We start from the raw sequence: 13,069 nt of genomic DNA on the forward strand, positions 1-13,069 counted from the left end.
TAATTAAATTTGAGGTAAAACGGGTCTTTTGGCCAGTGCATCGTTAATGATTTTCAGCACTCTTTCACGTTCTTCGCCTACAAGTGGTAAGCGTGGCTCGCGTACCCACTCAGTACCCAAGCCCGTAGCAACTTCGGCTAATTTGATATTTTGTACAAATTTAGTTGAAACATCGAGGTGCATGAGCGGAAAATGCCAGCGGTAAATAGCCCGTGCTTCTTCGATACGCCCTTGTTTTACGAGTTCGTAAATGACAACACTTTCACGCGGGAAAGCATCAACTAAGCCAGCAACCCAGCCATCGGCACCCATTACAAGGCTCTCAAAAGCCAAATCGTCAACGCCAGAAAGTATCTTGAATCTGTTGCCAAATTCATTGATAATATCTGTCATGTAACGAATATCACCCGTCGATTCTTTCATGGCTTCAAAGTGCGGATTCGCCGCAAGGTCATGAAACATCGGAATAGAAATGAAGGTTTTGTAAGCCAGAGGATTATTATAAGCCATCACTGGGAGGTCGGTCGAATCAGCCACTTTGTGCAGATAATGCAATGTTTCTCTGTCGTCAGAAGGGTACCTCATAGGCGGAAGCAGCATAAAGCCTTCGGCACCTGTTTGTTCGCAGGCTTTCGCAAAAGCAATGGCTTCACGCGTGATGCACTCGGCAATACAAATAACTAATGGTACTCGCCCTGCAATGGTATTTTTGGCGGTTTCAAGTAATGTTAGTTTTTCATCGTTAGTTAAAGTGCCATTTTCACCTAACGAACCACAGATAATAATGCCATGTACACCTGCTTTTATTTGCTCGTTGATGTTAAACGAGAAAGTTTCGAGGTCAAGACTTTCGTCCTGAAAAAACTTAGTGGTAACTGCTGGGTAAACGCCTGTCCAGGAAGGTTTCATATCTATAAATATTGAAATATATGTTGAGGTTTTATCATTGCAAAACTAGCTAACTTGCCATACATAAACTTATCTTTATTATGCCATTGCTTATACTTTTTTACCCCAAATGTTTGTCAGATAAAAAATATAAAGATAAATTAGTATCTGTTATTGAAATAATTCCAGAATGAAGCCACTGCTATTCAGAATTCCCAAGACCGAGGTTGAATCGTTCAGAGTACAGGTTGACGACCTGCCACATTTTTATGATACGCTGCATTTTCATCCTGAATGGCAGATAACGCTGATGCTCGAAGGTACAGGAACACATTTTGTGGGCGATAAAGTAGCGCGGTTTCAGCCTTATGATATTTATTTTCTGGGTAGTAATCTGCCCCATGTGTTTCGGAATGACAAAGAATATTATACAAGTCGTTTAAGGGCACATTCGGTTTCTGTTTATTTCAGGGGGGATATTCTGGGCGAACATTTCTTTGATATACCCGAAACCCAGCATTTGAAAATATTACTGAGCGAGTCGTCGAGGGGGTTCCGAATACGGAACAATGAAGCTAATGCGTTAACACAGCTAATAGAATCGATTGCTGAAAAACAAGGCTTTGAAAAACTGCTGACTTTCCTTAAGATTCTGGACGAAATTTCTGTTTCTCCCCAAAAAGAATTTCTGTCGAGTATTACTTATCAGAATACCAGAAAAGAACTCGATAATCAGCGGATTAATGCTGTATTTGAGTTTTTAATGCAGCATTATGCCCGAGAAATCATACTCGACGAAGTAGCCGAAATCGCCAATATGACCCCCAACGCTTTCTGTCGTTTTTTTAAATTACGAACCCGAAAAACTTTTTCGGCTTTTCTGAACGACATTCGTATCGGGCATGCCTGCCGTATGCTACAAAGCGGCAATAGTAGTGTACTGGAAATCTGCTTTGCCAGTGGATTTAATAATGTGTCTAACTTTAACAGGCAATTTAAGCAACGTATGAAGATGGCTCCCGGGCTGTATCTGCGGCAGTACGATTCGGCCAGATAAAATTTAATAACAATAAGTTTGTTTGCTTGGGCTTGTATGGTATAGTTTTTGACTCACTAGTTCAGTATTGCTGATGACTAAAAATTTTGACAAATGTAAAACCATATCGTATGTTTTGCGTATATACCTTATAATAAAAACACAATTTAGTCATAGTTAATATATTGAAATATGTTTGAAACTCATCAGTTTAATCCGGTTCTTGATAAAGATTTTATTCTGGAAAATTACGATTCTGAAGATTATTTGCTAGAGGTTTTTGGCGATTTTTTATCTATTATGCCCGAAGAAATAGAAGAAATAAAAACTTTACAGGCAATTAATGATAAGGATAAAATATTGAAAAAAATCCACTCTATTAGTCCGGCAGTAGGTTTTGTGGGAGGCATAGAGTTGTCAGACAGGATGAAAAAATTTGAAGTAAAAGCTAAAAATGACCCCAACTTTGATGTAAACAATGCGGAGTCAAATAAATTATTTGCTGATATTGATGCGTTCATAAATATTATTCAGGAGGAGGCCAGCCAATTAAGTTAACTTTATTTACATGTCAGGCTGTATTTATGGAAGGTAATTATTGAAAATCGGGTAATTATCACGAATACCTTTTTGCTGCCTAAAATCTGAAATTTTCTTAAGTTACTGCAATCATTATTACGTATTAAAATTATTTATTTCAGGCTATTTTACTCAATAGCTTGGCTTGATTTTTGCTTTATTTCTGGTAACAGATGTCTTAATATTATCTAGGCACTTATATACCCAATTATAAGCCTCAAAATAATACACAAATGATAGATTCAGAAGAGCAAGTACTCTGGTCGAATAAATACGTCAGATTTTTTAAAAGTACTATCGGAATCAGCAATACCATAGATAACATGATGGATGTGTTATTGGCATCGTTGATGAAGTTAGATATCGCAGAAAAAATTTACTATGTACATTTCTTGCCTTCTGATGTTGCTGAAATAGCTTACAGTTCAGATGCTTCTCTTGTGGGGCTTAAACTTCCGTTTTGCAGAGTAAATAGTTTAACAGATACCGCGTTTAAACTGATCGAAGAAGATGCTTCGGTTTTTAGCTTCGCAAACGAAGAGAAAAAAGTTATTGTTCAGTCAATTAAAACCGACCATACTACTGGCCTTCTGGTAAAAATCTGTGCTTTTGATACGCCCGTTCATAGCGATTACCGATATTTTTCTTTACTCTGCAAAATCAGGCTTGAAGAAATTATTTCGACCTACCAGACTACTACTGACCTGACAGAACTAAAAATCCGCTTTGAATCCATACTCAGTAAAAGCCCGATTCCTATCGTTTTTGTTGACGAAAGCGCCAATGGTGTATTCTTGAATACAAAAGCCTATGACTTATTTGGTTTCTCGACCGACGAACCAATTACGACACAAAAAATTACAGAGGGCTTTAACGATTTAATGAACAAACTCCAGAATAAAGAAGAAGTGCAAGCCAAAACACAGGAGTTGATGTTCTCGAATTCGATTGACCGCTGGCGTTGGAAATTTAATGCACCTATCAATAGAACTTATAACGTAATTACACAGGTAATTCATGTAAACCGTTATACAGGCCGAATCTGGATTTTTGAAGATGTAACCATCGAAGAACAAGTTGAAGAACGCTTGCAGGAAATTAACCACCAGTTGATACATCTGGCCGAGAAAGAAAGGCGCGACAACGTGATGAAAACCACTTTTCTGGCTAATATGAGCCACGAAATCCGTACGCCGATGAATGGGGTGATAGGGGCGGTAAGTTTACTTGAAAATACGGCGTTGTCTGACGAACAATTTGAACTCGTTAATATTATCAAGAAAAGCGGAGAAAGCCTTATTTCATTAATTAATGATATTCTCGATTATTCTAAAATAGAAGCAGGAGAGTTGCTGATTCAGCCAGAAGTATTCTCGTCTGTCGAACTGTTTGACGATTGCGTAGATGTATTCTATGCCACTGCGCTCGAAAAAGATATTCAGTTAAGAGTTATGCTAAACCCGAATCTGCCAGTATACATCAGAGCAGATAGAAACAGGCTACGCCAGATAATACTGAACTTTATTTCAAATGCCGTTAAGTTTTCGCCAAACGGAAGTTGGGTAACGGTTAAGGTTTCGGCAAGACATATTGATAACAAAACCATTTTGTCGTGTAAAGTAATTGACCAAGGCAAAGGCATTGAACCTAACGAACAGGAAATCATATTTGACCGCTTTAAGCAACTTACCAACAAGCATTCAGGCGGAACAGGGCTTGGGTTGGCTATTTGTAAACGCCTGACCGAAATGATGGGCGGGCAGATAGGCGTAAAAAGTAAAGTTGGTGAGGGCGCAGAGTTTTTCTTTGAAGTACCTTTTGAAAATACTGACCTGAAACCAGTACTTCTGGGTGATTTATTTAATAAATACTCAGAAACTGATACCTGTATCTGGACCCTAGACAGCCAAGAAGCTGTTGAGACTTTCCAGCAGTATTTTACTGATAAAAAGATGAAGCTCGTAGCTTTTGAAAAACCAGAACAGTTTTTTGAGGCACCTCATTCGCAGCCTTCGTTGATATTGGTTGATGCTACCCTGATGAGAGGACAATTAGAAAAAACCATCAGGTTTTTCAGAGAAAATGGCGTGCCTGCGCATGTACCCGTAGTAATGATGTCGTATACCCATGATAAAGATGCAAAAGAATATGAGAAACTGGGGTATGCCGATATGCTACTCAAACCATTGAAGTTGAAAAACCTCATGAAAATGGTTGAAAAATGGGTGTTTAAAACCGTAGTACAGCAGCAGGTTCAAAAACGTGAAGATAAACCTCAGAAAATTCTGACCGACCACAGCGTGCTCGTAGTAGAAGATAATGAATTTAACCAGAAAATTCTTAAACGGATTCTGGAAGGTGTAATGGACGAGTTCGATATGGTAGATACCGGCGAAAAAGCCGTAGCAGAATCGAAGAAAAAGAAATTCGACCTGATATTTATGGATATACAGCTGCCGGGTATTAATGGCATTATGACCTCGAAACTCATCAGAGAAGCCTATCAGGACGATGACCAGCCATTTATTATTGCCCTTACAGCCGATGTGTTCCTGAAAGATTCAAGTGCGCTTGAAGAAGCGGGTTTCGACGATTACCTGCCAAAACCGTATCGTCAGAAAGAAATTTTAGGCAAAATTGAAAATTATTTGCATCGCTAGAAACTTACATGGTTTTGTAGCCCGAGGTCGAAAACTTAATAGGTTTATTGCTTACTTCTTTGCAAACCATACTATATTTATCGTTGGTGGCTTTGTTAGTGGTTTGTACTTCTAGCGGAACCCCCTTCATATCGGTTGGCATAGGTGTGCCTGTGCTTTTAGCTAGTTGCTGAGCCATCACTTTATAGAAATTAGCCGAAGCAATAGGCACTTTCTCGCTCATCCAGACTGAAGTCGAATAATCAGCATTTTCTGTTACCCACTCGTCGCAACTATACCCTAAAATAGTTTTGGTACGTCCGGTCTTTCGAGGGGTCGAGGTTTTCTTTTTAGGGTCTTTCTGAATGTCTTTCATCGATTTCTCTATATCAACCGACATTCCCATTACTACCTTTTGTTCTTCCATAAACATTATCATGGTATTATCAGTATAATCAATAACAGCACGCATATTTTTGCCTTGCCCCATATTCATGTTAATGCCAAAAATTGACTCGTTATTTTTCGGGAAATACCATGTTTGTTCACCTTTATAAGATTTTCCTTTGTTGGTAGAGGTCGTTTCAAATTTGAGCGAACCCGCAAAGTTATATTCAGGTTTTACTTTCACTTTTTGCCCGCCAGTCATCGCTTTTCTGATGTCAGTAGGATTTTGAGCAACCAACCCATTGGTTAATGAAGAAATAAGTAAAATAAACAGTAAGTTTTTCATGATTAAAACTAAGGTTATAAATGTTGGTACTTCATGAAACAAGCCTCCATTGAAACGAAAATGTATGAGGCGTATTATAGTAGCTGGCATACTAAGTAACAAAGTATTTATTAAGTGGATGGGGCTTATGCTGAAAACAGTTTTGTTTTATATTTCAAACGATACTTCTTTGAAATCAAAATGTTCAATAATGCCATCAACTTCAATCATAAGCATCCCATTGCTGGCGATGTCTACAATCTTGCCTATAAAACGAATACCATCCTTTTTAAAATAATGATTCTCCTGATATCGGAACAAGTGCTGCAAATATTGTTTTTTCTGAGTAGCAGCATGGCCGTTTTTTAACTGTAAGTAGTATTTTTCAAGTGACACACAAAGGTCGCCTATCAGTTGTTCCAGATCAAACTCATCCTGACGGGTTGCTAGCCTTAATGATATGGCCTTGCTGTCTGAAAAACTTAACTGATTTATATTCAGGCCAATACCTGCAATGGCATGGCTTATACGGCTGCCAGCTAAAGTATTTTCGATAAGTATGCCGCCCATTTTCCGGTTGCCCACATAAATATCGTTTGGCCACTTTATACTTAAACCTTCAGGTATGTACCTGCTCAGAAAATCATGTACACCCAATGAAACAGCAATATTTAGCTGAAACTGTGAAGAAGCACTTAGAAAATCAGGTTTTAGAATGACCGACATGGTAATATTCTGCCCCGGAAGAGCCTCCCAACTATTGCCACGTTGTCCTCTTCCGGCGGTTTGGTCAGATGTTATGACAACTGTGCCATCAAAAATTGATTCGTTTTGAATTTTTTCTGCGGCTATGTCGTTAGTAGAATGACAACTTGGCAGATAAACGATATTTTTGCCAAGAAATAGAGTTTTGGGCTGAAAATTGTGCAACTTTTTATTAATTTAGCGTTTTCACTATAAAATATTGCTATTTTATAGTTTTAAATATATATTTAGATAGAAAATAAACTGTTATTCTGAGATATGCCGCAGAAATCTCTCCTTTTGAAGAGCATACAACCGACATATTTCTTGCAAAATTAAAACATGATAGAAAAAAATAAAGAACTTTCAGGTGAAGAACTTTGCCGCTTGGTAGTACACGGAATGTTAGAGAAAAAGGCGGCTAATATTGTGGTAATGGATTTGAGAAATGTGAAAAATGCGATTACTGACTTTTTCGTTATTTGTTCGGGTAATACTGACACACAAATTGACGCAATTGCAACTTCGATAGATGAAGAAATATTTAAGGCTTCAAGACTGCACCCTTGGCATCAGGAGGGTAAACAAAACAAAGAATGGATTTTACTAGACTACGTTGACGTGGTAGCACATGTTTTCAGAAAGGACCGTCGTAAGTTCTATGACCTTGAATCATTATGGGGTGATGCCGAACTGACCGAAATTGCTGAAAGTATGGAACCAGAACCACTTAAACAAATACTAATAGATTGACGTTTAACCAAAAAGAACCTTTACAGTTGAGCAATTTTTGTAAAGGTTTTCTGTATTAATAATAATTGCATTAAACTTTGAAAAAACAAGAACATGTCAGAGAACAACAGTAATGACTTTCCAAAGAAAAAACCACAAAATAGTGGTGGTGGAGGTTTGCAGGGATGGATTGTAGCGGCTATTATTATCGGAATTGTAGGCTTTTTGCTCTATTCAAGGCAAGCAACACTTTCGCCTATCAAGTATAAGCAGTTGGAGCAAATGATTTTGCAAAAAGACGTTCAAAGCGTAGCCGTAGTTCAAGGAAACCGCACCGTTGAAATTACGCTTACCCGCGAGGCCCTGCAAAAACCTCAATACACAAAGGAATTAGGAAACAACAAGTTTGTTAGTGGACCACACCTCAAAATCAATATTGTGTCGGAAGAGTCTTTCATGAACGATTACCGTGAATTTTTGAAAAACGCACCTATTGAGGAAAATTACCGCCAGTCGCTTTATCCTGAAAGTATTGAAAGAGAGAACATTATGAATATGTTTTGGAGCTTTTTCCCTTTCGTTCTGGTACTAGGCTTAATGTATTTCCTGATGAGCCGTATGGCTGGAGGTGGTGGCCCCGGTGGCGCTATTTTCAATATTGGTAAATCAAGAGCGGCATTATTTGATGCTGACAGTAAAGTAAAAATTACCTTTAGTGATGTAGCAGGTCTGGAAGAAGCCAAAGAAGAACTACAAGAGATTGTAGACTTCCTGAAAACACCTAAAAAATATACCGAACTAGGAGGTAAAATCCCGAAAGGAGCCCTTTTAGTAGGCCCTCCGGGTACTGGTAAAACCCTTTTGGCTAAAGCTGTTGCCGGCGAAGCAAGTGTTCCTTTCTTTTCACTTTCAGGCTCTGACTTCGTCGAAATGTTTGTAGGTGTGGGTGCTGCACGTGTGCGTGACCTCTTTAAACAAGCCAAAGAAAAAGCACCTTGTATTATATTTATTGATGAGATTGATGCCGTTGGGCGTTCGCGTGGGCGTGGTGCAATGCCGGGTGCAAACGATGAGCGTGAAAACACATTGAACTCACTATTGGTTGAAATGGATGGTTTTGGGTCTGATGCCGGTATTATTATTCTGGCAGCTACTAACCGCCCTGATGTACTGGATTCTGCCTTGATGCGTCCGGGCCGTTTTGACCGCCAGATAAGTGTTGATACCCCCGATTTGAATGGTCGTGAAGCTATTTTCAAGGTACACATGAGACCTCTAAAATTAGCCGATTCAATTGATATTAAAAAACTGGCAGCACAAACGCCTGGCTTTGCAGGTGCCGAGATTGCCAACGTTTGTAATGAAGCAGCTTTATTAGCGGCTCGCCGTGGAAAGAGCGCAATTGATATGCAGGATTTCCATGATGCAATTGACCGTGAAATTGGTGGCTTAGAAAAGAAAAACAAACTTATTTCACCAGAAGAGAAAGAAATTGTGGCTTACCACGAAGCAGGCCATGCCGTAGCTGGATGGTTCCTTGAGCATGCCAACCCGCTGGTAAAAGTAAGTATTGTGCCACGTGGTATTGCAGCATTAGGATATGCCCAATACCTGCCAAAAGAACAATATCTGTATCGGACAGAACAACTATTCGACGAAATGTGTATGACCCTCGGAGGGCGCGCTGCCGAAGAAGTTGTGTTCGGGAAAATTTCAACAGGTGCTTTGAGTGACCTTGAAAGAGTAACTAAAAGTGCTTATGGCATGACTACCATCTATGGTATGAACGACCGCATCGGTAATGTATCTTTCTACGATTCAAAAGGTCAGGGCGAGTATTCGTTTACAAAACCTTATTCGGAAGAAACAGCAAAAATTATTGATGAAGAGGTTAAAAAACTAATAGAACAGGCTTACACACGTACAAAAGATTTATTAATCGAAAAACGTGAAGCATTAGAGAAAATCGCACAGGAATTGTTGAAAAAAGAAATCATTTATCAGTCTGACTTAGTTGAGCTTATTGGTAAAAGACCTTTTGAAAAACTAACCAACTATCAGGAGTTTATGGATAGTGATAGCGATAACAGTATCAAAGAAAAAGATAAAAAGAATGATAAAAGCGAGAAAAAGGTTGAAGAAAACGCCTAATCTTTGCTTTAGTCCATATAAAAAACAGTTGTCGGGTATTCCGGCAACTGTTTTTATTTTTATGAATATCTTATTACTTAACTAACCCGATAGACAACACTAAGGCTTTGGAAGAAATCTGTAATTTTGAAGGATTGCTGTTTGGCCCAATTTCATAATCAATCATATTGCCCATTGAGGTCTCAAAACGACCTTGAATAAAGAAACGATGAAATTCAAACCCAATACCCGCACTCACACCAAAATAAGGGTGTTTGACTAAATCTTTTTTGAAATCTTTAATAGTATAAGTTTTAACGGCATCTTCTAACGCCGAATTGAAACTGATTGGAAACTCAACCATTGGGCCCGCAAAAATCCTTCCTTGCCTGAAACGTATTCCTAGCAGAACAGGCACATTAATTACCGATAAAGTAGTATTAACACGCTTAAATAACTGGCCATTGCTTTGTATAATATCAAACTTGCCGCCCTTTTGCGTATAAGTAAGCTCAGGTTGCAAGAAAAAAGAACCTTTGGTAAGCCTGATAAAAAAACTTCCCAGATAACCAAGTACCATTTCTTTGTTTGATAAAACTTGGTCTCTTACAATTCGATTATTCTCTAATAGGGGTGTTCCACTAGATGTTACCCTAACCACGTTTACTTCTTTGGTTGTAAAACTTCCCAGATTAATACCTCCTCTAACACCCCACTGAAACCCAACGTTATCTCTTTTGTATTCGTCGGCATAGCTCATGGTGGTGTCGGGTTCGGCTACCTTTTTGCGTTTTTTCTGTGGTTTTTCATCATTGATAACAAAAGGCGTAATCTTTACCGAATCCTTCGGAGTACTCAGGGTGTCTTGTTTTACTTGTGCCAATAACGATGTAGATACCAGACTCAATAGCAATATTAATTTTTTTTTCATAGATGATTTGTATGAGTAGCAATATTTATGTGTAATAATAGTATATATTCAGTAATGGTTAAAAGTGTGTATTTAGGTTGGAACAAAGCAAAAATCACGCCATAAGAGCTAGCCCCCAAGCCTGAAAACCACGTCCAGAAAAACAAAATAATATTTAACAATTATTATTTATTTCCCAGAATTGCCACTGTAAATCTTACAACGCAAACCAGTTTTTGTTCTTCATTTGTAATTTTAATATCCCAGATGTGGGTAGTGCGCCCTAAATGTAACGGAGTAGCTTTGGCATAAACCCAGTTGCCACTACTAACAGAACGAATATGATTGGCATTAATTTCAAGGCCAACGGCTTGTTGTTTGGTGGGGTCATCGAGGGTCATGAAAGAAGCAATGCTTCCGAGTGTTTCGGCCAATGCTACTGACGCTCCGCCGTGCAGAATCCCGAAGGGTTGGCAGGTACGGTGGTCAACAGGCATACGGGCAGTAACATAGTCTTCGCCAATTTCCACAAACTCAATGCCGAGGTGTTCGCCCATTGAGTTTGTATTCACTAATTTTAGTTTTTCAAAATCAAGATGTTTCTTAAACATAGTTTTAATGTTAATTATAAATGAATATCTGCTTTAATGGGAGAGGTTTCCTTAAAAAATCCTGAAAAACGTGTGTCTGTGCTTAAAGTTTTTGTAATTTTGGAAACGAGTTCTGATTGAAAGCTAAAACTAAGTTTTGTTTTATAAACTTTCAATCTTTTGTTTGATTAATCTAAAAATTACCATTTTGTCAACTAAAACAATTTATCTGATTCGTCACGGAGAAACAGAATTTAACAGAAAAGGAATTGTTCAAGGAAGCGGAGTAGATTCAGACCTGAATCATTTAGGATTTGCACAAGCACGTGCATTTTTTGATGCTTACAAAGACATCCCCTTTCATAAAATTTATACTTCAAAATTACGTCGAACTGTTCAGAGTGTTCAGGAATTTATTAATCTCGGTATTGATTTTGAAAGCCTTGAAGGGTTGAACGAAATAAGCTGGGGCGAAAAAGAAGGAACAGCTCCTAACTACCAGCAAGATGAGTTTTATCTGGATGTATTGCAACGATGGAGAAAAGGAGAAACCAATATTCCGGCGGCTAAAGGTGGAGAAACACCAGAAGATGTAATGGCAAGACAAAAAGTGGCTTTCGAAACTATTCTGTCGCGCCCTGAAGAGGAAACAATACTGGTAGCTATGCACGGGCGTGCAATCAGAATTTTACTGACACACTTGCTCGACCTGCCTCTTTCGGCTATGGATGATTTTGAGCATACTAACCTGTGTCTTTATAAACTTACTTACTCATATCATCAGAAGGCTTTCACGCTTGATGTCCGAAATGATGTAGCCCATTTAATGGCTTTGGCTGAATAACAATATTTCCGTTTATTGAGGCATATTTCCATTGATGTATAAAAAACACCCGTACGAGCTTTTTGCTTTATTTTTATATTACATGAAAAACTATTACGGTTTTAAAATGTCTGACAATAGATTATTTCTCTAGAACAGAGCCGTATTTCTGATGAATAAAAATAAAATATACTGGTTTCTTCAAATAACGGGGTGGTCGCTATATAACTGTAACGAAATTTTTGCGTACAGCTTACAATATGGCTACGACAACACTATGATATTTAATGCGCTGGCTAATATTGTTTTAGCAATTTTGCTGACGCATATTTTCAGAATAGTTGTTAAGAAACTTAACTGGATTAAACTGAGTCTTGCGCAACTGGCCTTTAGAGTATGCTTTGGCGTGGCTATCATGACTGTTATTGTAGTAGGGGTAAATTTGCCGCTCGATGCAAAATATGTAGGCGAACTACTCAATCAAAAACCAATTCTGGTTATCGAATACTTCATTAATCTGGCTAAACCTCTACTGGTATGGGTACTTATTTATATCTTCTATAATTATTCAGAAGAAAAACGCCAGCGGGAAATTGAAGAACTTAAACTGAAATCATCAATTAAAGAGTCAGAGGCAAAAGTACTAAGGGCTCAGATGAACCCTCATTTTATGTTTAATGCCTTAAATAGCATTAGAGCATTAGTACTCGAAGACCCCTCAAGAGCACAGCAGGGAATTACCCAGTTATCAAATATTTTAAGGAGTTCGTTACTGGCCGACAGGCGCAAAACAGTATCATTAAAAGAAGAACTACGTACCATTGAAGATTACTTGGCACTAGAAAAAGTACGCTACGAAGAACGCCTGCAAATGAAATGGGATATTGCCCCCGAAACCCTGAATATAGAAGTACCACCTATGATGCTCCAGACGTTGGTCGAAAACGCCATTAAGCATGGGGTGCAAAAAGCTCTTAACTGGGGCTTTGTTGAAATCAATACCAGTACTGCTAAAAACAAGTTATATATTAAAATCAGAAATACCGGCCAGTTACAAGGCACTGAATCAAAGTCTGAATCAGGCGGATTTGGTTTGAAAAATACGGCTCAGCGTCTGGACTTACTTTATGGAAACGAGGCATCATTCAGAATTTATCAGGAAGATAACCTGACCGTTTGTGCCGAAATCATGATTCCACTCAGTAATACAGATAACCGTAGCACAAGTTCAGAAGTGAAAAGTGTGGCTTCGGCCGTAGTAACCAGTTAATTTTTTACTAATCACC

Annotated in this window: 12 protein-coding genes; 7 read left to right on the forward strand and 5 right to left on the reverse strand. The window is 38.5% G+C overall.

Annotated features, from left to right (window positions below):
* Window positions 1-3: 3 nt before the first annotated feature.
* Window positions 4-909, reverse strand: a complete 906-nt coding sequence (locus WAA15_RS19670) for a dihydrodipicolinate synthase family protein (protein WP_337044541.1) — start codon at window positions 907-909, stop codon at window positions 4-6.
* Window positions 910-1,078: 169 nt separating this feature from the next.
* Here WAA15_RS19670 and WAA15_RS19675 point away from each other — a divergent pair, with 169 nt between their 5' ends.
* The 3 genes from WAA15_RS19675 to WAA15_RS19685 all read left to right on the forward strand — a co-directional run bounded on the left by WAA15_RS19675 (window position 1,079) and on the right by WAA15_RS19685 (window position 5,163).
* Complete coding sequence (locus WAA15_RS19675) at window positions 1,079-1,945, forward strand: AraC family transcriptional regulator (protein WP_337044542.1); 867 nt, start codon at window positions 1,079-1,081, stop codon at window positions 1,943-1,945.
* Between the two features lie 171 nt (window positions 1,946-2,116).
* The gene (locus WAA15_RS19680) at window positions 2,117-2,482 is read left to right on the forward strand and encodes a hypothetical protein (RefSeq protein ID WP_337044543.1); all 366 of its coding nucleotides are present in this window, start codon (window positions 2,117-2,119) and stop codon (window positions 2,480-2,482) included.
* Between the two features lie 254 nt (window positions 2,483-2,736).
* Entirely contained in the window at window positions 2,737-5,163 is a 2,427-nt protein-coding gene (locus WAA15_RS19685; RefSeq protein ID WP_337044544.1) for a response regulator, read from the forward strand.
* A gap of 4 nt (window positions 5,164-5,167) precedes the next feature.
* On the opposite strand, the gene WAA15_RS19690 is transcribed toward WAA15_RS19685, so the two are convergent.
* The gene (locus tag WAA15_RS19690; protein WP_337044545.1) at window positions 5,168-5,875 is read right to left on the reverse strand and encodes a DUF4412 domain-containing protein; all 708 of its coding nucleotides are present in this window, start codon (window positions 5,873-5,875) and stop codon (window positions 5,168-5,170) included.
* A 147-nt stretch (window positions 5,876-6,022) separates the two neighbouring features.
* On the reverse strand, window positions 6,023-6,784 hold the full coding sequence (locus WAA15_RS19695; protein WP_337044546.1) for a biotin--[acetyl-CoA-carboxylase] ligase: 762 nt from the start codon (window positions 6,782-6,784) through the stop codon (window positions 6,023-6,025).
* Window positions 6,785-6,940: 156 nt separating this feature from the next.
* Here WAA15_RS19695 and rsfS point away from each other — a divergent pair, with 156 nt between their 5' ends.
* Window positions 6,941-7,351 carry a ribosome silencing factor gene (rsfS, locus tag WAA15_RS19700; protein ID WP_337044547.1) on the forward strand — a complete coding sequence of 137 codons (411 nt, stop codon included), beginning with the start codon at window positions 6,941-6,943 and terminating at the stop codon, window positions 7,349-7,351.
* Between the two features lie 93 nt (window positions 7,352-7,444).
* A complete protein-coding gene (gene ftsH / locus WAA15_RS19705; protein ID WP_337044548.1) occupies window positions 7,445-9,481 on the forward strand; it encodes an ATP-dependent zinc metalloprotease FtsH in 2,037 nt (678 codons plus the stop codon).
* Between the two features lie 73 nt (window positions 9,482-9,554).
* Here ftsH and WAA15_RS19710 read toward each other — a convergent pair whose 3' ends face one another.
* Together WAA15_RS19710 and WAA15_RS19715 are read right to left on the reverse strand one after the other, a co-directional pair.
* A complete protein-coding gene (locus WAA15_RS19710; RefSeq protein WP_337044549.1) occupies window positions 9,555-10,391 on the reverse strand; it encodes a porin family protein in 837 nt (278 codons plus the stop codon).
* A 164-nt stretch (window positions 10,392-10,555) separates the two neighbouring features.
* A complete protein-coding gene (locus WAA15_RS19715) occupies window positions 10,556-10,981 on the reverse strand; it encodes a PaaI family thioesterase (RefSeq protein WP_337044550.1) in 426 nt (141 codons plus the stop codon).
* A 187-nt stretch (window positions 10,982-11,168) separates the two neighbouring features.
* Here WAA15_RS19715 and WAA15_RS19720 point away from each other — a divergent pair, with 187 nt between their 5' ends.
* Both WAA15_RS19720 and WAA15_RS19725 read left to right on the forward strand, forming a co-directional pair.
* On the forward strand, window positions 11,169-11,804 hold the full coding sequence (locus WAA15_RS19720; RefSeq protein WP_337044551.1) for a histidine phosphatase family protein: 636 nt from the start codon (window positions 11,169-11,171) through the stop codon (window positions 11,802-11,804).
* 151 nt (window positions 11,805-11,955) lie between these two features.
* The gene (locus tag WAA15_RS19725; RefSeq protein ID WP_337044552.1) at window positions 11,956-13,053 is read left to right on the forward strand and encodes a sensor histidine kinase; all 1,098 of its coding nucleotides are present in this window, start codon (window positions 11,956-11,958) and stop codon (window positions 13,051-13,053) included.
* The last annotated feature ends 16 nt before the right edge of the window (window positions 13,054-13,069 follow it).

It is taken from the genome of Emticicia sp. 17c (genome assembly GCF_037153985.1).
In the GTDB taxonomy this organism is placed as follows: domain Bacteria; phylum Bacteroidota; class Bacteroidia; order Cytophagales; family Spirosomataceae; genus Emticicia.